Origin of the sequence: Paenarthrobacter sp. AT5, assembly GCF_032764245.1 — a bacterium.
Taxonomy (GTDB): domain Bacteria; phylum Actinomycetota; class Actinomycetes; order Actinomycetales; family Micrococcaceae; genus Arthrobacter; species Arthrobacter ureafaciens.
In genome coordinates this window covers 1,303,228-1,323,770 of the sequence record NZ_CP136441.1, presented here as the reverse complement: position 1 = coordinate 1,323,770, position 20,543 = coordinate 1,303,228, and the positions used below count along the sequence as shown (strand labels likewise).

14 protein-coding genes and 1 tRNA gene are annotated in these 20,543 nt (G+C 65.2%); 2 read left to right on the top strand and 13 right to left on the bottom strand.

Going from position 1 to position 20,543, the window contains the following annotated elements:
• Positions 1 to 45 precede the first annotated feature (45 nt).
• The 8 genes from RI444_RS06140 to RI444_RS06105 form a co-directional block, all read right to left on the bottom strand.
• Entirely contained in the window at positions 46 to 2,469 is a 2,424-nt protein-coding gene (locus RI444_RS06140) for an ATP-binding protein (protein WP_207604966.1), read from the bottom strand.
• A gap of 469 nt (positions 2,470 to 2,938) precedes the next feature.
• Entirely contained in the window at positions 2,939 to 5,599 is a 2,661-nt protein-coding gene (locus tag RI444_RS06135; RefSeq protein WP_207604967.1) for an AAA family ATPase, read from the bottom strand.
• Positions 5,600 to 5,640: 41 nt separating this feature from the next.
• Positions 5,641 to 8,379 (bottom strand): helix-turn-helix domain-containing protein, encoded by a 2,739-nt coding sequence (locus RI444_RS06130; RefSeq protein ID WP_031216216.1) that lies wholly within the window; start codon positions 8,377 to 8,379, stop codon positions 5,641 to 5,643.
• Positions 8,380 to 8,506: 127 nt separating this feature from the next.
• Entirely contained in the window at positions 8,507 to 9,091 is a 585-nt protein-coding gene (gene pth / locus RI444_RS06125; protein ID WP_021471457.1) for an aminoacyl-tRNA hydrolase, read from the bottom strand.
• Between the two features lie 115 nt (positions 9,092 to 9,206).
• Positions 9,207 to 9,809, bottom strand: coding sequence for a 50S ribosomal protein L25/general stress protein Ctc (locus RI444_RS06120; RefSeq protein WP_021471458.1), 603 nt, complete (start codon positions 9,807 to 9,809; stop codon positions 9,207 to 9,209).
• Positions 9,810 to 10,103: 294 nt separating this feature from the next.
• A complete protein-coding gene (locus RI444_RS06115) occupies positions 10,104 to 11,084 on the bottom strand; it encodes a ribose-phosphate diphosphokinase (RefSeq protein ID WP_021471459.1) in 981 nt (326 codons plus the stop codon).
• A 2-nt stretch (positions 11,085 to 11,086) separates the two neighbouring features.
• Entirely contained in the window at positions 11,087 to 12,586 is a 1,500-nt protein-coding gene (gene glmU, locus RI444_RS06110) for a bifunctional UDP-N-acetylglucosamine diphosphorylase/glucosamine-1-phosphate N-acetyltransferase GlmU (RefSeq protein ID WP_062099085.1), read from the bottom strand.
• A 121-nt stretch (positions 12,587 to 12,707) separates the two neighbouring features.
• A tRNA-Gln gene (locus RI444_RS06105) sits at positions 12,708 to 12,779 on the bottom strand.
• 287 nt (positions 12,780 to 13,066) lie between these two features.
• Between RI444_RS06105 and RI444_RS06100 the strand changes: the two genes are divergently transcribed.
• Both RI444_RS06100 and RI444_RS06095 read left to right on the top strand, forming a co-directional pair.
• Entirely contained in the window at positions 13,067 to 13,666 is a 600-nt protein-coding gene (locus RI444_RS06100) for a TetR/AcrR family transcriptional regulator (RefSeq protein ID WP_207605941.1), read from the top strand.
• Between the two features lie 157 nt (positions 13,667 to 13,823).
• A complete protein-coding gene (locus RI444_RS06095; protein ID WP_069694745.1) occupies positions 13,824 to 14,240 on the top strand; it encodes a VOC family protein in 417 nt (138 codons plus the stop codon).
• Positions 14,241 to 14,293: 53 nt separating this feature from the next.
• On the opposite strand, the gene RI444_RS06090 is transcribed toward RI444_RS06095, so the two are convergent.
• From RI444_RS06090 to RI444_RS06070, 5 genes are all read right to left on the bottom strand, one after another.
• Positions 14,294 to 16,123 (bottom strand): ABC-F family ATP-binding cassette domain-containing protein, encoded by a 1,830-nt coding sequence (locus RI444_RS06090; protein WP_021471463.1) that lies wholly within the window; start codon positions 16,121 to 16,123, stop codon positions 14,294 to 14,296.
• A gap of 54 nt (positions 16,124 to 16,177) precedes the next feature.
• Complete coding sequence (locus RI444_RS06085; protein WP_021471464.1) at positions 16,178 to 17,170, bottom strand: 4-(cytidine 5'-diphospho)-2-C-methyl-D-erythritol kinase; 993 nt, start codon at positions 17,168 to 17,170, stop codon at positions 16,178 to 16,180.
• Entirely contained in the window at positions 17,167 to 18,048 is an 882-nt protein-coding gene (rsmA, locus tag RI444_RS06080; protein WP_021471465.1) for a 16S rRNA (adenine(1518)-N(6)/adenine(1519)-N(6))-dimethyltransferase RsmA, read from the bottom strand. Before rsmA ends, RI444_RS06085 begins: the two co-directional genes overlap by 4 nt.
• A 26-nt stretch (positions 18,049 to 18,074) precedes the next feature.
• Entirely contained in the window at positions 18,075 to 19,226 is a 1,152-nt protein-coding gene (locus RI444_RS06075; RefSeq protein ID WP_021471466.1) for a resuscitation-promoting factor, read from the bottom strand.
• A gap of 285 nt (positions 19,227 to 19,511) precedes the next feature.
• On the bottom strand, positions 19,512 to 20,408 hold the full coding sequence (locus RI444_RS06070; RefSeq protein WP_207604968.1) for a TatD family hydrolase: 897 nt from the start codon (positions 20,406 to 20,408) through the stop codon (positions 19,512 to 19,514).
• Between the last annotated feature and the right edge of the window lie 135 nt (positions 20,409 to 20,543).

Below are 20,543 nucleotides of genomic sequence, written 5' to 3'. Positions count from 1 at the left end.
ATTATCCCACGGGTGGCCTCAACCGTTGATGTGCTTTCGGGCACGTCAGCGCCCCGCCGGTCCCGGAAGCCAGCCAAGCGGAGGAACATTCCCGCTGTCGATCACCGCACGCAGCCGCTCCGCCATCAGCGACGCCCGGCGGCTCGCTGCGCCGCGTGAGCGCGCTTCATACCTGTCCGCCGCTGCGGCGCAGCAGAGCACAGCATGGGCGAACTGCCTGTTCCCGGACAGGCTGCGGGCCGCGGCCTCCAGGGCCCTGGGCTCCCCGTCGCACCAGGCCTGCACAAACGTCCGCAAGGAAACCCCGCCCGCGCCCTCCAGGTTTTCGGCAAGCCCGCCAAGGCGGTTCAACAGCGGCAGATCGTCGACGACGGCGGAACCGGCCTTCAGCGCAAGGAGGGAGAGGGCCTCGGCCGCGATCATGGAGTTCGTCGCCTGGAATTTCCCTGCGAGGGCAAGCAGGGCACCTGGACCAGCCACGTAGTCCTGGGCCGCGGCGATGAAGAGTGCACAGTACTCACGCAACAACCCGGAGTCCATGGCGGCTGCCCCCGGACCCGCTTCGGCCAAGGCCGCCTCGCTTTGGACGATGCTGGACTGTGCTTCCCGCCCGGCGCCGTCCTGTGCTTCACAGAATGCCAGCATGGCTGCGCCGAGAGCCACGACCAACGGCAGGCCGGCGTCGGCCATGTCGGCAACCACCGGTTCCAGCGTCCGGCGGGCAGCGCAGGGAAGTCCCTGGCTCAACTGTGCATAGCCCCGGGCAACCTCAAGACAGCCGGCCAGATGGGCGGGCATGGCATAGCTCGCCCGTGTGTGCAGCACCGTTTCCAAGAGCGCCCACGCGAGGTTGTGGCGCAGGCACATGGCGTGACGGAGCAGGACACCCGGCCGGAAGATTTCCGCATCCGGGTCTGCACCGATGGCCAGGACGGCCGCCGTCGACCTCGCCAGGGCTTCCGGGGCGTTTCCTGCCTTGAGCAACTGTCCGGAATCCCGGACGGCGTCGAGGATGGTCGTTGCCGGTTCGGAGACATCAGCAGCTGCCGGCACCGGGGCCGCGCCCATGAGGCTCAAGGCCGCCAGCCGGTTGGCCGCCGCGGACCTCACACCCGCCTGCCGATCCGCGGTGGCCAGTGCCCGCAGTTCGGGTGTGGCCGCCTGCAGTTGGCCTTCGGCAATGAGGGCCCGGGCCCTCAAGAGCTTGGCTTCAGGCACATTCCCGGGTTCTTTGACGGCTGCGGCGGCGCGGAGGGCCAGCTCTGCGGTGGACGGACTGTCCGCGGCAGGCGCAGCAGACAGGATCAGTTCATCGGACAAGCTCAGCCCGGAGTCCAGTGTCCAGGTCATCCAGCGCAGCATCGCCGGAGCGGACTCCTTGGTCAGCTTGGGACCCTCGACGCCGATCCGGAGGGCCGTGCTGCGCGAACGCGGAACGGACAGCCGGGTGCCCTCGCCCCAAAGCCAGGAACTGGTCCGGACCATGGGCGGGCTGCCGGGGATCAGCCGGATCCGGTTTGCCGCAAGCAGGTCGTCCATGGTCCGCTGCCCGAAGCTGCGTTCCACGGTCTCCAGTGCCACCGGCTCCCCCAGCGCGATGACCTCCAACGCCTGGCGTTCCTCGGGCGGGCAGAGGGCATTTTCTGCCGCCACGTGTTCCACCACGCCCGGCCACCGGCAGCGGGCACGCGGGTCCAGGGTCCAGAATCCGCGCCGATGCACCAGCAACTCCGCTCGCCGGGCGTCCTCGACGGCAAGGCACAACAGACCCACGTTGAAACCGCTGATGACCGCAAAGACGCTGCTGACCCGGCGCTGGATCCGTCCGCCCAGGAGGTCCTCGCACAGCGCCTGGGCTTCCTGGAAGGTGAAGGGCGGCAGGAGATACTGCTCAAGGAAGCCGTCTTCCCATAGCTGGTAGAGGTCCTGCGGCAAGGGCCTCCTGCTGTCCGCGGTAGCCACCAAGGTGGCACCGAACCCGGGCATCAACTGCAGCAATACAGCCAACGAGTCCGGGTCGACGTGATGGATGTCGTCCACCAACAGCACCAGCGGAGGACGCCGCTGCGCCGTCATGCTTTTCCGGCTGCGGCGGCGCGGCGCGGGCGTATACAAATAGTCGGCAGGACCGAGGGCTGCGGTGAGCGCCCGGAAAACATGCAGCCCCGGAAGACCGGAGTACTCCCCCGCAGCTTCAGCGCGCGATGTCAGGGCTCCAAAAGGTACGGCTTCAAGTCCAGGTGTGCCTGCAAATGTTCGGACATCCATCGATTCGGGCAATCCGGCCTGGATGGAGAGCAGCAGGTGGCTCTTGCCTGAGCCTTTGTCCCCCACCACCACTATGCCGTTGGTTGACGGTGACGCTATGGCTCCGACGATGAGTTCCAGGAGCTGCCGGCGGTCCGGAAGTGCCGATGGCCCCAACCCTGCTGCGACGGTGTCTTCGTCCAGCCAAGGGTCCGGCAACATGCGCACTCCAATAAGCAGCAAAAGTCCCTTGTTCGGGGAGAAGGTTGAGTTTCCGCGAGCGCGGATCCCTGGCCTAGAAGCCGGCGACGGCTGGGGGGAGAGTCTCGGTCTCAGAAGACTCTGTCGCCGCCGGCTTCGTCCAGGGCCGGACCGTCTTGCGACGGCCGGAGCACCGGCTCAAAGAGACCACCGATGCGACTGTTGCGACTGGAATTCCGGCGATGCTTGGGGCTAACCGTCCTTCCAAGAAACAGTTAACCGTCTGGCCGAAACCGGATCACCAGTAGTTGGTACTCGATTCCCCACGCTGTTTGCGGGCCCGGGTACTCCTTTGTACTCAGTCCTTTCGGGGTGCACTACTTGGTCCCGGCGCACCGCAAGCAGGTATTACTCCATTCATTGGTTAAATCCGCCGAGTGGCGCGGGCCAGTGGTCCCCACAGGGTTTGGACGGTACTCGGAACGCGCCTTCAGCTGCGGACCGCAGCACCCAGATCTTCACGACGCCGGATGCCCAGTTTTGCGTAGCTGCGGTAGAGGTGACCCTCCACCGTGCGCACCGAGACCATGAGCTTCTCTGCGATTTGCCGGTCAGTGAGTCCGGAAACAGCGAGGGCTACAATGTCCTGTTCCCTGCGGGTCAGCGGGACGGACCGGTCGGTTTCCGTGTGCGGGTCATGGACCAGGGCACTGCCGAGGTTGGCTTCACTGGCATCACGCAGCACCGCCGCCTGCCGCGCTTCGGGACGCTTGCCCTCGGCGTCGAAGGCGTTGGCCGCCTTATCGAATGCCACAGCGGCCGGCCCGGGCATGCCTGCCGCGGCAAGGAGGTTGCCGGCGTTGACGAAGCCGTCCCCTGCACCGCCGAGCTGGGCCACCGCCAAAGACTCCCAGCCGTTGGCCCACGATCCACCCATGGGCGAAGCGGTATCCCGGATGACCTCCATGGCGGGAAGGTCGCCGAGCTCGGCACGGAGGACGACATTCTGCAGGAGGACTCCGGGCAACCGGTGCAGGGCGGATGACTCCGGCAGCTCGCGCAGCTTTTCCAGCCCCGTGCCCCTGTCCAGGTGTTCTTTGGCGGCCAGTACGAACAGTTCAGCCAGGGCTTCGATGTAGGCTCCGCCGGCCGCGGCCGTGTCCACTTCTCCGGCCAGGCGCCTGGCCAGATCCTTGTCGCCCGTCCGCGCCGCCGCATAGAAGGCCACCGCAACGCCCAGTCGCCGCAACCGCTGGGGGTCCCTGACCTTGAGGGCTTCCACAGCGGGTGTCAGCACCGCAGCGGCCTGCTCCAGCCGGCCTTGACGCAGCATGGACAAGCCTTGGAGCGTCTGGATGTCTCCACCAAAGATGATCAGTCCCATGGCAGAACTTGCCGCGTAACGGTCCAGCGCAGATTCCGCGGCCGGCCATTCCCCGGCTTCCAGGGCTGCCAGCGCGTACCGGACCACGATGAAATCACTGAAGTAGAGGAGATCATCCTTGTGTTCGTCCAGGAGCACCAGGGCGTCCCGCCCCTTGTCCAAGGCCTGGACCGCCTGGCCCTCCACCATGAGGAGCTCGCACGTCATGGCAAGCAGGAAGAGTTGGTTCATGACGAAGTCAGGCTCATCGGCCGCCATGCCGGCCTCGAACTTCTCCAACCCTTCGCGCAGTTCCGCATAAAGGCCCGAGTGGGCCAAGGCCGCAAGTTCCAAGGCGTCTGCGTGGCGGCGGATCTCGGCCACCTTAGCCGGATCCGCGCTGTGCCGCGCAGCCAGGCCCTCGGCCGCGGCCCGGGCGTCAGCGGCAATATCAGCCGACGAGTCGCCCAGTGCAGATCGGGCGGCCGCCCACAGGAGGCCTGCTCCCAAAGGACCGGACGGATCTGCGTCCAGGAAACCCGAGTCTTCCTCGAGCAGCCGGACGGCGGCGCGGTAGTCGCCCTCGTTATAGCTGACCATTGCCATGACCACGCGGGCCCGGGGGCGCAGCACCTCTGAACGCACTTTCGCGGCCGCCGCCATGGCCAGCTGGTTTTGCAGCAGTTTCGCTGCAAGGAAAGCGGCCTGCAGGAGCTGTTCGTCCTCGACGTCGGCACCGCAGTCCAGCGCCCAGCTCACCATCCGCAGCAAACCCTCAGCGGTGGCCGGTTCCGCGGCCAGGTGGTGGACCATCCGCTGGCGTATCTGGAGGCTGCGCGCCGGGGACACGATCTGGCGCAGGGCTTCCCCGTACATCGGGTGCCACATCTTCAGGGGACTTCCGATGCCGTTCGTGGACAGGACCAGCCGGTTGTCCATTAACGAGCGGACGGTCTCCCTGCCGACCAGTGAATCCAGCACGGCCGCCGGGACCGGCTCGGACAACGCCACCACGAACATCGCTTCGCGTTCTGCCTCGCTGGTCCGGAGGACTTTGTTCCGGACAACCTCTGCCAACCCTTCGCCGCTACCGGTCAGGGCGCGGGTCAGGAACCAGACTCCGTTGCGCCTGACGAGGTTCCCGTCAGCCTTGGCATCCTCCACCAAGGAACGGAGCAGGAGCGGGTTGCCCTCGGAGACCGTGTGCAGGACGTCGGCGGTGCTGGCCATGACGGTTCCGCCCAGCATCTTCTCTGCCAGTTCCGTGACGGTTTCCTGCTCCAAGGGGTGCAGCTCCAGGCGTTCGGCCAAGCCGTCGTACCAGAGCTGGAGCAGTGCGGGCGGGAGCCCGGGCCTCGGGCGGCTCGTAGCCACCAACCTGGCCCAACCCGCCGTCACCAACTCAGCGAGGATCTGCGTGCTCCCCTCATCCAGATCGTGGGCGTCGTCAACCACCAGCAACAGGCGGTTGCCTTCGCTGCCCCGCCTTTTTTCGAACTGGGACCAGAACTCCCGCAAGATGGCCACGGGAGAGGTGGCTTGGTCTACCGGTAGGTCCAGCAGGTACGGCGCCAGCACCCCGAACGGAACAGCGGACAATGCAGGACTGCCGTGGACGTGCATCACCACCATTTCGCCGGACAGGCGGGAGGCAAGCTCTGCCGCCATGGCCGTCTTGCCGATGCCCGGGTCAGCGATGAGCAGTACTGCCCCCGCGCCTTCCTGTGTCAAAATTTCCGTGGCCAGGTCCAACTCTGCTTCCCGGCCCACCAGGTACTCAGCCTGCATCGGCGAATCTCACCGAGTAGTCCGTCACCGGGTATGCCTGCTCAGAGGAGACCATTGAGCTCACCCCGCGACGACACCCCGAGCTTGGTAAACACCTGGTAGAGGTGGCCTTCCACTGTGCGCACAGACACCCCAATATCCATCGCGATTTCACGGTTGCTGACACCCTTTCCAGCGAGTTTGGCGATTTGCCGTTCGCGCTCGGTCAACACCGGCGCGTCACTGCGAGGTTGGATCGGCAGGGCCGACACGGATTGTTCGAGCCGTTCCAGGCGGAGCTGGGCCGTCCTGGCCGTGGTGGTCTCGCCGGCGTCGCGGGCGAAGTCCAGGGCCATGGCGACGCACCGGGCCTCCACCACCAGCAGGTCCAGCGCTGCCGCGGCATCGGCGGCGGCCAAAAGGGCTTTGGAGCTGCGGCCCAGGGAGCCCCTGGCCAGTTGTCCGGAGATTTCGGCCAGGGGACCCTGGCGGTGTCCGGCGATGTCCTCCAGCAGGCGGTATTCGGCGTCCGTACCTTCGACCGTCGCGCCGAAAAGGCAGATCCCCGCGGTCGTAAACCGCTGGTTGTCGAAGTCCTCGCGGACCTTCGCCAGGAGCCGCTGCTTGACGTCGGGGTCACCCATCCAGCGGCCGGCCATGTCCGCGCAGAAACCGGCCACGGATTCCGAGAAGTACGTGCCCGTCCCCCGGCAAGTCCGGTACAGGTCCAGGTAGCGTCCGGCTTCCAAGGAGTTGCCCAGTTGTGCGTAGGCGAAGGCCGTGGCGGCGTAGGCGACCTTAACCAGGTTCATGGCCGGGCGAAGCTCGAGTTGGGCAGCCGCGGAGCGCAGCGGTTCAATGGCGCTGGAGGGCTTTCCTGCATAGGCGTAGGCCAGGCCGATGCCCAGCTCAGTGATGGCGCCACGGAACTGGAGGCGGGAGGGCTTGGACGGGGCGCGGCGCATGAGCTCGATGCACTTACGCCACTGGCCGGACAACAACAGGGCCAGGAACGCATGCCGGGCCAGGGCCTCCTCCAACGGCGCGGGGCTCCCTGCCTCACGCAGAGCCTGGGACATGCTGCGGGCCAGTTGCTGGGCTTCCAGCTCCCGGCCCAGGATGCAGCGGGCTTCGATCAGGAAGAACCCGGACCGCAGCCAGTGCTCCCGGTCGAAGTCCGGGTCCTGCTGCAGCTCCGCTTCCAGGTCCTCGATGATCCGTGCGTACTCTCCCATGTAGGTCTGGTACTCGTAGTTGCACAAGCGCATGCGGTTTCTGGCAAGGCGGAAGGCACGCGCTCCGTGCCCGGCCCTGGCCTCCATGTCATCCAGGGCAGCGTTGGCCTCCGCAATGACGCCGGGAACCATACCGGAGCGGCCGTCGATCCACGTCATCGCCTGACACTTGGCCGCCATGATTTCCGCGAATTCAACGGGTTCCAATGCTGCCAACTGGTCCTCAGTGACCTCATCGAGGGCTTGCGCGGCATGCAGCGGCAAATCGAGCATCAGGTATGCGGCTGCTTTCACCCGTTGCCCCGGCACCCATTCAGGGTCCTTCGGGTCCAGGGAGAGGGTGCACTGGATGGCGAAGTTGGGATCGTAATCGTCCAAGGCTGCCCGACCCGCGGCAAGCGCGTGGGCAGGCGACGGCGACGGCTCATCCTCGCAGGCATGCATCCACGCCGCGTAGCTCAACAGGTCCTGCGATGCCAGGCCCTCGAGTTCGGGTTCCTTTGGCCCCAGCAGCATCAACCACAGTTCCCTCCGGCGCCTGGTGCTGAGCCAACCGCGGACCACTTCGCCGAGGTACGGATCACGGAGCGACACCCAGTGCTCGCCGGCGCGGTCGATTGTCAGGAAACCGGATTCCTCCATCTCCACCAGGGTCTCGGTGCTGAAAATCGCTGCGAGGTCCACCAGGGTTGCGCGCTGCGCACACGCCAGGATTTCAATGACGGTCCGGTTGGTTTGTGGTTCGCGCGCCAGCCTGGAACGGACAAAGTCCTCCACCACCGTGGCACCTTCGAGCTTGATCCGGTCGCGCAACGTCCACACCGAGTCATTGAGGACCAGGTTGCCGGAGTGCCGCTGTTCATCCAGCAGGGCGTGCAGCAGCATCGGGTTGCCGCCCACGGCCGAGTGCAGCGAGCCGACCAGTGTGGACGACACGTAATGTCCCAGCACGGAGCCGAGCACTTGCTTGGTCTGTTCCTCCGTCAAAGTGTTCAGATGGACCTCGCCCAACTGGCCCTCCAGGACCAGGCGATGGAAATCTGCAGGGAGGTCACTGGCGCGTTGCACGGTGGCAATGACCTTGGCCGTTCCAGTGGCCATGAGATTGAGCAGCACGCCGGTGCTCATGGGGTCCATGCCTCCGGCGTTATCCACGATGAACACCGTCTGGCGTCCCGCCGCTTCCGCCCGGATCAGGGACGTCACCGAGTGCAGGATCCCGGTGGGAGTACTCACTGCTTCCGAAGGGAGGCGGGCCAGGAGAAAGCCGAGGCACCCGTACGGGGTTTGTCCGCCGGCCAAAGTGTTGCGCAACTGCAGGCTGTGGATCTTCGGGCCGAGGGAAGCAACCACGGCGCGGGCCAGTCCGGATTTTCCGATGCCCCGGTCTCCGGTGAGTATCACGCCGTAGGAGTCCGGAGCTTCAAGGTGCTTGCCGGCCCTCGCCAAGTCATGGCTCCTGGCCAGGAGGGACCACGTTTGACGGTCGGATGGTCCGCCAACAAGATCGGGAGCCGCAGCCCTGGCCGCGCCTCCCCGGTTCCTGTTAAGCAACTCCGCCGACACCCGCACCCCTCGCTCAGTTCCCCCGTGCACCTGCGTACCATGCACACTACCGCCGGGGCGCGACACTTTATAGGGCCAAGGGTCCCATCGACCGTAAGGCTTTGATCAGGCTTTCCTCAAGATTTGCTCAAGATCGCGCGGCGTGGTGTTTTTGTTGGGCGGACAACAAGCCCTCAGTGATAAGGAGCTCCACGGCATCAGCCGCCTCATCGAGCAGGAACGGCAAGTCCTTCTTCTCCGGGGTGGCGAAGTCACGGAGCACGAAGTCGGCTGTATCCATGCGCCCCGGAGGACGTCCCACGCCCACGCGGACCCGGAGGTAATCCTTGGTGGCGAGGGCCTTGGAAATGTCGCGAAGACCGTTGTGGCCGCCTTCCCCGCCACCGATCTTCAGTTTCACCGTGTTGAACGGGATGTCGATCTCATCGTGGACGGCGATCACGTGGTCCGGAGCCACATCGAAAAACTTGGCCAACGCGGAGACAGGCCCGCCGGAAACATTCATGTATGTCATCGGCTTGGCAAGGACCACGCGCGGGCCGCCGATGCCCATACGGCCCTCCACCACTTGGGCGCGGGATTTGTGGACCTTGAACTTGCCGCCGATCCGGGATGCGAGTTCATCCAGCACCATCTGGCCCACGTTGTGGCGGTTGCCGCTGTATTCGCTGCCGGGGTTGCCGAGGCCAACAATGAGCCAGGTGTCAGTCATGGATTCAATCCTAGGGAATGGAAGAAGGTGCAGGTCAGGCGACAAAGGAAAGTGGCCGGACCCCCATGGGACCCGGCCACTCTCAAGGCAATAACAGCCTCAGGCAGTCAGAAGACTACTCAGCGGCTTCTTCGGCTGCAGGAGCCTCTTCGCCTTCAGCAGCTTCTTCGCCGGCCGCGGAAGCGGTGGCCTCGGAGATGTTGACCACCAGGGTGTCGGCTTCGGTCAGCAGGCTGACGCCCTTGGGGAGCACGACGTCGGAAGCGTGGACGTGCGCGCCGGCTTCGCGGCCTTCGATGTCAACCTCGAGGGCGGTCGGCAGGTGGGTTGCCTCGGCCTCAACGGAGATGGTGACGGCTTCCTGGTTGGCAACGGCGCCCGGAGCAACTTCACCGGTTACGTGAACGGGAACGTCCACGGTGACCTTCTCGCCCTGGCGGACGGTCAGGAGGTCCATGTGCTCGATGGTCTGCTTGATCGCGTTGCGCTGGATGTCCTTGACGATCGTCAGGTGGGCTTCACCGTTGATGTCCAGGTTCAGCAGGGCGTTGGCAACGCGGACTGCCAGGGTGGTCTCACGGCCCGGGAGGGTTACGTGGACCGGCTCGGCACCGTGGCCGTAGATGACTGCGGGGATGCGGCCTGCGACGCGGGCACGGCGGGCGTAGCCCTTGCCGAATTCGGTGCGCAGTTCTGCTGCGAGCTTCTGCTCAGACATGTGTACTCCTTGATTACTGGTGTGCCGCTGAGGCGGCGTGGTGATCAGCAAGGGCGGAGGTCTGGAGTGACCTTCCACGCCCGCGGGCCCGGGCTTGAGCGCCGGCCCGCCTTCGTCGAAGGAGGTTACAGACCCAGTCGATGACGGAGACACTTTCCCGGTTGTGAAACCAGGGGTGCTCTCCCTCGCCAAGGTATCCCCGAAAGTTTACCAGCGGTGCCGGGCAAAAATGAAAACGGGCCATCGGCCGCCGCTGGGGTGGCCGATGGCCCGTCTACGTACAGCAGTCCGGCGTTACGCCTTGCCGTCAAAGAGGCTGGTGACCGAACCGTCGTCGAACACTTCACGGATGGCGCGGGCAATCAGCGGTGCGATGGACAGCACCGTCAGCTGCGGGAAGCGCTTCTCGGCCGGAATCGGCAGGGTGTTGGTGACCACCACTTCACGCGCACCCGACTCGGCCAGGCGCTGGGCTGCGGGATCGGAGAACACGGCGTGCGTGCAGGCGATGATGACGTCCTTGGCCCCCGCGTTCTTCAGGACCTGGACGGCGCCGGAAATGGTTCCACCGGTATCGATCATGTCGTCGATCAGGACGCAGGTGCGGCCTTCGACCTGGCCCACGACGGTCTTGGACACGGCCTGGTTGGGCACGGTCAGGTCGCGGCTCTTGTGCACGAAAGCCAAGGGGGCGCCGCCAAGGCGTTCGGCCCACTGTTCGGCAACGCGGACGCGGCCGGTGTCAGGCGAAACGACAGTGATGTTGTCAGCTTCCACCTTGGTGCGGATGTAGTCGGCCAGGAGCGGAATGGCCATCAAGTGGTCAACGGGGCCGTCGAAGAAGCCCTGGATCTGCGAGGTGTGCAGGTCCACCGACATGATGCGGTCAGCGCCGGCCGTCTTGTAGAGATCAGCAACCAGGCGGGCGGAGATGGGCTCGCGGCCACGGCCCTTCTTGTCCTGGCGGGAGTAGGGGTAGAACGGCGAAACTACCGTGATGCGCTTGGCAGAGGCACGCTTGAGGGAGTCGATCATGATCAACTGCTCCATCAGCCAGTTGTTCAGCGGTGCCGGGTGCGCCTGGATAACGAACGCATCCGTACCACGAACGCTCTCGGCCGACCGCACATAGATTTCCCCGTTGGCGAAGTCGTACGCGTCCACCGGAAGGAGTTCGGTTTCCAGTTCCTTTGCGATTTCCTGCGCCAGCTCCGGATGCGCCCGTCCGGAGGCGAGAACCAGTTTCTTCTCGCCGTGTGCGGTAATTTCGCTCATTCCTATTTGCCTTCTTCTGTGGTTGCCGGGGATGGTGAAGATGTGGGGGCGGCAGCCAGCCGCGGTTCCAGTGCCGCTTCGGCAAGGCGGGCGGAGACGGAGCCTTCACGGTTGGCCAGGACCCAGCCTTCGGCGTTCCGCTGGGCGGCGACGTTGAGGGCAAGGGCACCTGCGGGCACGTCCTTGCGGATCACGGCGCCGGCACCGCTGTAGGCGCCGTCACCTACGGTCACCGGGGCCACGAAGACCGTGTTCGAACCCGTGCGGACGCCCGAGCCGATCACCGTACGGTGCTTTTTCTCGCCGTCGTAATTGGCTGTGATGTTGCCGCAACCAATGTTGGTGTCCTCGCCGATTTCGGCGTCACCGGCGTACCCGAGGTGGGACAGCTTGGAGCCGCGGCCAATGGTGACGTTCTTTGTCTCATAGAAGGCGCCGATCTTGCCCGTCTCGCCAAGGACCGTGCCGGGGCGAAGGTAGGTGAACGGTCCAACGCTTGCCTTGGCGCCGATGGTGGAACCGGATCCGTGCGTGCGGACAACCTTGGCGCCCTCACCCACGTGCACGTCGGTGAGCGTCGTGTCAGGACCGACGACGGCGTCCCTCGCCACGGTGGTGGAACCGTGCAGTTGCGTATTGGGCAGCAGCCTGACGTCCTCGTCCAGGGTCACGGTGGAATCGATCCAGGTGGTCGCAGGGTCCACTACCGTCACTCCGGCGCGCATCCAGGATTCGATGATGCGGCGGTTGTGCTCGGCGCCCAGCGCGGACAACTGGATGCGGTCGTTGGCGCCTTCAACCTGCCAGCGGTCATTGGTGACGACGGCGGCAACCCGGCCGCCGGCGTCGCGCGCCAGGCCAAGGACATCGGTCAGGTACATCTCGCCCTGGGCGTTGTCCGTGGTGACGCTTTCCAGGGAGGTGCGAAGGACGGCGGCGTCGAAAGCGTAAATGCCGGAGTTGATCTCGCGGATGCTGCGTTCTTCTTCGGAGGCATCCTTGTGCTCGCGGATACCCAGCACGGTTCCGTCTTCGGCACGAAGGATCCGGCCGTAGCCGGTGGCGTCGTCCAGGACCGCGGTCAGGACCGTCACTGCGTTGCCCTGGGATTCGTGGGTGGAGACCAGTTCGCCCAGCAATTCACCCGTGAGCAGGGGAACATCGCCGTAGGTGACAACCACGGTGCCGGTGACGTCGCCCTGGGCATCGAGGGCCTTCAGCGCCACTTCCACGGCGCGTCCCGTGCCGGGAACGTCGTCCTGGTCCACGATCAGGGCCTCGGGGTCCTGCGTTGAGATGTGCCCCGCCACGCGGTCACGCTCGTGGCGGACCACAAGGGCAAGCCTCTGCGGGTTAAGCGAACGGGCGGCGAGGATGGCGTGGCCAACCATGGAACGGCCGCCGATTTCGTGGAGAATCTTGGGAGTCCGCGACTTCATTCGCGTTCCGGCACCTGCGGCCAGGACGATGACCGCTGCGGGACCGGTGGTTTCGGGGCTCACGTACTGGCTCTCCTTGCTCGGTTTGTCCCGGATGACCCGGCTTCGGAATACTGCCATCCAAGCCTTGGACCCAGACACCGCTCGAGCCGTTCCAGGTACAGAGTGGAGCGCATTCCGACCGTTCCGCCCATAGGATTCGAACCTATACTCCACGGCTCCAAAGGCCGGGGTGCTGCCGTTACACCAGAGCGGACCGTGCATGCCCGGCGAGCCCAAGTCCTGAGGCTTGGAAGCCTTCCCGGCTAACCGGGATGCACACACAAGAAACTAGTTTGCCATGACCTTTGCGTGCTTCGCGACTTGACCGGCACGGACCGGCCCGGAAATGCCCGTTCGGCACGGTATCAGCGGTCCTGTCCGGCTCGAATACCGCCGGTGGTGCATGATGGACAAGTGAGCAAGCGCACTGAATTTTCCCGGTCAATCCCGTCCCGCGGGCCCTCGGAACACGCCTCCGGCGGCACCACGGTCCGTGCCAGGATGACCGGCCAACAACGTCGCGAGCAGCTCATCGGGATTGGCCGGTCACAATTCGCTACCCGCGGGCTGGACGGCACCACCATCGAGGAAATCGCGGCGACTGCCGGGGTTTCCAAACCGGTCATCTACGAGCACTTCGGTTCCAAGGAGGGCCTCTACCGGCAGGTGGTCGATGCGGAATTCCGGATCCTGCTGGACTCCATCACCGAGGCCCTCAGCACCGAGGCCAAGCCCCGCGTCCTGGTGGAGCGGGCGGCCTTGGCACTGCTGGGCTACATCGAGGAACGCACCGACGGTTTCCGCATCCTCATGCGTGACGCACCGCCGTCGCAACCCGAAGGTGCCTTCTCCACCCTGCTCTCGCATGTCACCGCCAGGGTGGAACACCTGCTGTCCGACGAGTTCGCCCGCCGCGGTTTCAGCGCCGCGGACGGTGCCATGTACGCGCAAATGCTCGTGGGCATGGTGGCGATGACGGGCCAATGGTGGCTGGACAGCCGGCAGCCGGACAAGAGGGCCGTGGCGGCACACCTGGTGAACCTGGCGTGGAACGGCCTGACCGGCCTCCAAAAGGAGCCCGCCCTCCGCTCCGCCCCCTGACCCTCTATCACATCCCGGCCGCTGACGGGCGTTCCTCTATCACATCCCGGCCGCCTACGGGCATTCCCCTATCACATCCCAACCGCCTACGGGCGTTCCTCTATCACATCCCGGCCGCCTACGGGCGTTCCTCTGTCACGGCGGATAGGATCCCGGAATGACTGCATTGCAGATTTACGCCCTCTTCCCCGGCACTGCGCGCGAGGCTCTTACCTTCTACGCGGGAGTCTTCGGCGGCACTCTTGCCCTCTACTCCTATGAGGAATTTGGACGCGTTGACGGACCGGCAGACGCAATCGCACACGGCGTCCTCGACGGACCAGTGAGCCTTGCTGGAGCCGACGCCTCGGAGGGTGGGCCAAGCGTCCGCATGGAGGGCCTCATGCTCTCGCTCCTTGGCACAGCTGCCCCGGCGGTTCTCCACCAGTGGTTCGACAAACTCGCCGACGGCGGCAAGGTAGTCGATCCCTTGGGCCCGAAGCCGTGGGGCGCATCTGATGGTCAGGTGATAGACCGCTACGGCCTGCACTGGCTCCTGGGGTACGAACCGGCCCCACAAACCGACGGGACGTGAAAGAGCAACCCCCGCAAACCGACGGGACGTGAAAGAGCGTTGCTGGGGCGGGCTTACTCCCCTAGGACTTCAGCGGCTTCGAGCCACTCGAGCTCCAGGCCTTCCTTCTCCTCGAGCAGTTCCTGCAGCTTGGCGTTGAGTTCCCCGAGGGCGTCGAAGTTGCCGGATTCGGACTTGGCTGCCATCTGGGCGTGGAGCTTCTCCTCCTGCTGGGCCAACTTTCCGAGCTGACGGTCGATCCTGTTGAGGTCCTTCCGCGCTTCGCGTTTTTCGGCCTCGCTGGGTCCATCCGCCGACGTCGGAGCCGAACCTCCCGCAGAACCGGCGGTAGGTGCGGTGGAACCGGCAAGGGACCCGGAAGCCAGGGCGGCTTCGCGCAGTTCGAGGTACTGGTCCACGCCGCCGGGCAGCCCACGGAGCTTCCCGTCACCGAGCAAGGCCATTTGGTGGTCGGTGACGCGCTCCAGCAGGTACCGGTCGTGGCTGACAACCACCAGCGTTCCGGGCCAGCCGTCCAGGACGTCTTCCACGGCGGCCAGGGTGTCGGTGTCGAGGTCGTTGGTGGGCTCGTCCAGCATGAGGACGTTGGGCTCCCCCACCAGCAGGCGCAGGAGTTGGAGGCGGCGGCGCTCACCACCGGACAGGTCGGAGACCGGCGTCCACTGCTTTTCCTTGGTGAAGCCCAACTGCTCCACCAGTTGCCCGGCCGTGAACTCCTTGCCGCCAACGCTGAACGAGCGCTTCTCGCGTTCAATAACCTCAATGACACGGAGGTCCGAGACCTCGTCAAGTTCCTTCACGTCCTGTGTAAGGACAGCCGTGACCACGGTCTTACCGCGCTTGAGCCGACCCGACGTTGGTTGGATGTCGCCGTTCAGGAGCCGCAGCAGCGTGGACTTGCCGGCGCCGTTGACCCCCACCAGCCCCAGGCGCTCCCCCGGCGCCAACCGCAGCGTGATGTTGTTGAACAGCTTCTGCCCGGATTCGCCTCCCTCAAAATCGAGGGTGATGTTCTCAAGGTCCAGCACGTCCTTGCCCAGCCGGGCGGTGGCCATCTTGCTCAGCGCCACGGAGTCGCGGGGTTCGGGGACGTCGGAGATGAGCTCGTTGGCGGCTTCGATGCGGAACTTGGGCTTGGAGGTCCGGGCCGGTGCGCCACGCCTCAGCCAGGCGAGTTCCTTCTTGACCAGTTGCTGGCGCTTATTCTCGACGACGGCGGCCATGCGGTCGCGCTCGGCGCGCGCCAGGACGTAGGCGGCGTACCCGCCGTCGAACATGTCCACCATGGCGTCGTGGACTTCCCAGGTGTAGTTGCAGACCTCGTCGAGGAACCAGCGGTCGTGGGTGACCACCAGGAACGCGCCTTGGTTGGCGCGCCAGCGTGACTTGAGGTGCCGCGCCAGCCAGGCAACGCCTTCGACGTCGAGGTGGTTGGTCGGTTCGTCCAGCATGATGACGTCGTGGTCGCCGATCAGGAGCTTGGCCAGTGCCACCCGCCGCTTCTGGCCACCGGAGAGCGAGTGCACGTTGGCGTGCCAGTCAACGTCACCTACGAGGCCGCCCATGATTTCCCGGATCTTCGGGTTCGCAGCCCATTCGTGGTCCGCTTGGTCGCCGACGATCGCGGCACCCACCGTCAGGTCGCCGTCGAGCACGTCGCTTTGGTCCAGGTAGCCCACAGTGACGTCGTTGCGTTTGGTGACCCGGCCCGAGTCCGGAGTGGATCGCAGCGCAAGCAGCCGCATGAGGGTGGACTTTCCGTCGCCGTTACGGCCGACCATGCCAATCCGGTCGCCATCCTCCAAACCGAGGGTGACGCCGTCGAGCACGGTGCGGGTGCCATAGGTGACAGAGAGGTTTTCGCCGCCAAGCAGGTGGGCCAATGGGTACTACTTTCTGGAGCTGGTGTGCAGGGAGCTATTAAAGGCAGGGAGCTACTAAAGGAGGGTATCGGAGATGATCCGGGCGCCTGGCACGGGTCCGTGCACAGCGATGGCGTTGTGCCCCCGATGTGTCAGATCTTCGGCCAGCACGGAGGCGGCGCCGGGATCCCTCGCCAGGAGGGCCACGGTGGGTCCGGAGCCTGAGACCATTCCGGCCAGGGCGCCTTGCGCCTCCCCAAGCCCGATTGTGTCGCGAAGCTGCGGGGCCAGGGCAATCGAGGCTCTTTGCAGATCGTTGACGAGGACCCGGCTCAGGGTTTCAGGATCGCCGTTCCGTAGGGCCTGGAGGATGGTCGGATCCACCTCCACGGGTTCCGGAACCTCCGCGCCTTCCGAATCCCGCAGCCCATCCAGCGTGCGGAATACGTCCGGGGTCGACAGTCCGTAGTCGGCGAAAACCAGCACCCAGTCCACCTGCGCTTTGGCCAGTGCCGGCGAGAGCTTGTCGCCTACCCCGAGCCCGACCGCGGTCCCCCCCAGGAGCGAGAACGGCACATCCGCACCAAGTTCGGCGGCCACGTGGGCAAGTTCCTCGCGGGAGAGGCCGCTGTTCCACAGGGCATCGCACGCCAACAGCGTGGCCGCGGCATCGGCGGACCCCCCGCCCATCCCGCCGGCGACGGGAACGCGCTTGGTGATCTCCAAGTGAACGCCGGTTGGCTTCTCCGACATCTCGGCCATCACAGCGGCTGCCTTGTAAGCCAGGTTGCGCTCATCCAGCGGGATATCGACGCCGTCCAGGTCCAAGGTGCTCGCCGGGCTGATGCTGACGGTGATCCCGGGGGCTTCAGTGCTGGTCGCAGCAACCTCCTCGTACAAGGACACTGCCAGGTAGACGCTGGCCACGGAGTGGTAGCCATCGGGTCGCAAGGGTCCAACGGCCAGCGAGACGTTGACTTTGCCGGGCGCTTTCACCCGGACCGTGCGTGCACGGAAGCGCTCCCCTTGGTAGGGCAGTTCCCCGGGCCTGCGGATTCCCGGGGTCATACTGCTGCCGGGTGGCGCGCTTCGGCGATCCGCACGTACGCGCCAATGTCCAGGACTTCGCCGCGTGCGGTGGGGTCCACCCCTGCAGCTACCAGGCACCGTTCGGCCTCCACGGCACCGCCTGCCCAACCCGCCAGCGCAGCCCTGAGCGTCTTGCGCCGCTGCGCAAACGCGGCGTCGATGACGGCGAAGACCTGGTCCCGCGTCACGTGGGTGGCGGGCGGCTCGTGGCGCGTGAATTCCACCAGGCCCGAATGGATCTTGGGTGCCGGCCAGAACACGTTCATGCCGATCACACCGGCCTTGCGCATGCGCCCGTACCAGGCGGCCTTGACGGACGGGACGCCGTAGATCTTGGAACCTGGCGACGCCGCGAGGCGGTCGGCCACCTCGTCCTGCACCATCACCAGGCCGTGGCGCAGGCCCGGGAAGTGCTGGAGCAGATGCAGCACCACCGGGACGGCCACGTTGTAGGGCAGGTTGGCCACCAAGGCAGTGGGCTCCACCGGCAGTTCGGTCACCTTCATGGCATCGGACAGCACCAGGTGGAAGCGCTCCTCGGCCTGGGGCCGCCAGGTACGGACGGTCTCCGGCAGCTTGCCGGCCAGCACGGGATCGATTTCGACGGCGACTACCTCGCGGGCCGCGTCCAGCAGGCCCAACGTCAGCGAGCCAAGGCCTGGTCCAACTTCCAGCACGGTCTCGTCCGGGTCGATGCCGGCCGCGGACACGATCCTGCGAATGGTGTTGCCGTCGATCACAAAGTTCTGCCCCAGGGTCTTGGTGGGGCGGACACCGATTTCCTCGGCTAACCGTCGGATGTCAGTTGCGCCCAGCAAAGGCGCGACGGCGGCGGGTTCGGAATTCGGTTCAGTCACCTAGGTATCGTATCGTCTGCGCCGGGCTAGGCTGCGTGCGCGCAGCCCCAGTCGCGGAGGCCGTTCTTGGCGTAGAGGCGGTTGGCGATATCGATTTGCTGTGCCTTGGTGGCAAGGTTGGCGGTCGGTGCGTAGGCGCCACCACCGTTGGCGAGCCAGGTGGGGCTGGAGAACTGGAGGCCGCCGTAGTAGCCGTTGCCGGTGTTGATGGACCAGTTGCCGCCGGATTCACACTGGGCAATACGGTCCCACATTGCTTCGTTGGGAGCACCGGTGGGGCCGCTGGATACGGGAGCGGCTGCCTTCGCTGCTGCCACCGGACGTGCCTTGGTTCCAACAGCCACCTTCTCGGTGACGGGCTGGGTGGTCACGTTGCTGGAGACGAGGGTGCGGGAGGCTTCACGGCCATCCACGAGGACCAGCTTGAACGTCTTGACCACGGAGCCGGCAACGCCCTTCTGCGTTACCTTTTCCTCACCCTTGTAGAGCTCTGCGCTTTCGCTCTTGACGCTCTCGAACGGGACTTCCTCGGTGGTCTCGGCAGTCTTGCTGGTGTCCACGCGGGAGACCTTGATGACCATGTCCTGGACAATGGGGGCGTTGCTCGGCTGGGAGACGCGGTCATTGGCACCCACGGTGATCCCGGCGTCCTTGAGGACCTCGGCGACGTCGGAGGCCGTGGTGGTGGTGCTGGTGTCCTTGCCGTCGGCTACGAGGCTGATGGTCTTGGGCGTGGAGATGGACACGAAGGAACCCTGGACTTCGAGGGAAGCATCCTTGGGCTGGGAAATTTCGGAAGAACCGGCGACGCCGAGTTCGCTGACCAGGCCGGCCACATCGGGAGCGTTGGTGTTGACCGTCTTCCGGGCGCCGTCCAGTTCGATGGAGACGGCCTTGGCGAGGTTGACGTTCACCACGGAGCCGTTTTCCACCCGGGAATCCAGCGCGGGGGTCACCCGGTCATCGTTCTTCAGTTCAACCTTGGCTGCCTTGACCACCTGGTCGACGGTTCCGCCAAAGGTCTGGATGGAGCTCACTTTTCCGTCGACGTTCAAGGTGACCGTCTTGTTGTTGCCCACGAAGGCAACGACACCGGCTACGAGTGCTACTAACACCAGCACTTGCGCGCCCACTTTGAGGAAACTGAACTTGCCGTCCGTTGTGAAGAACTTGATCACGTTTGCCCATAACTCTCAGACCATCCGGGCACGGGGAAAAGCGCAAAGAAACACCAGCGGCAAAACAGAGGGGCTTGGCTCACGCCCGGTCCCACGCTTCACTGCCGGCTGCTGCGCCGTCACTACATTCAACTGGTGAGTCCGGCTCTTGCCGAACCAGTTGTCCGAAGGCCTTCCCCGACCCCGGCTATTTGGTTCACAGTAACCGATTTGTTATAAACGAGCCAATCAAAATGCATACCGGGTATTCAGCATCACATCGAATACCTGCACGTCAGATGGCCCTTATGCCCATGATCCGTAGGCATTGACGGTGTTTTCCGCGAGGCGCGAACACAGCTCGGACAGGTCATCTCCAGTCACATCGGCCATGGAGCGGACAGTGAAGGGAACCATGTAGCTTGCGTTGGGACGTCCCCGGTAAGGGTGCGGGGTGAGGAACGGCGAATCGGTCTCCACCAGCACCCTGGATGGTTCCGCGATGGCCAGGGCGTCCCTGAGGTTCTGCGCGTTCTTGAACGTCATGGTCCCGGCGAAGGACATGTACCAGCCATTGTCATTGCAGATCCTCGCCAGATCCTCGTCGCCGGAAAAGCAATGGAAGACCACCCGCTCCGGAGCACCCTCTTCCTTGAGCACCTGCACCACGTCGTCGTGGGCATCGCGGTCGTGGATCTGCAGGGTGAGGTCAAGGCGCTTGGCAATATCTATGTGGCGCCGGAAGGAATGGCGCTGATGCGCCAGTCCCTCGCCGCGCGTACGGAAGAAGTCCAAGCCGGTCTCGCCGATGGCACGGATTCTGGGATGGCGGGCAAGGTCTTCGATCTCGGCGAGCGCCGATTCCAGCTCTCCGCGTCCGGCGTAAACGGGAGCATCGTTCGGATGGATCGCCACTGCACCCAGAAGCCGCGGGTCGGCTTCCACCGCTTGCACGGTGAACCTGGACGACTCGAGGTCGCACCCTACTTGGATGGCTCCATGAACACCGACGGCGGCGGCGGCATCCATGGCGTCGGCGACGCTTACCTCGATCAGGCCGTGCCGGAAGTCCAGGTGCGTGTGGTTGTCCATCACGGGGACGGGGAGCGGTTGGGGCGCGGGTGGATATTCCTTGCGCGATGCCTTGGCATCGTCTGGGTCTGCGGACGTGCGATAGGGAGCAGGGGCGAGGGAATTGCACATGCTCCCACCTTAATCGGACCGCGGTCCTCCCCCATCCCCGCGGCCCGTGGTGACGAACTCCAAGCAGCACACAAATTCCCCCTGCACTATGTCAGCGATGCCCAAAGTCTGGGTAGGCTGGAACGGACAAGGCGG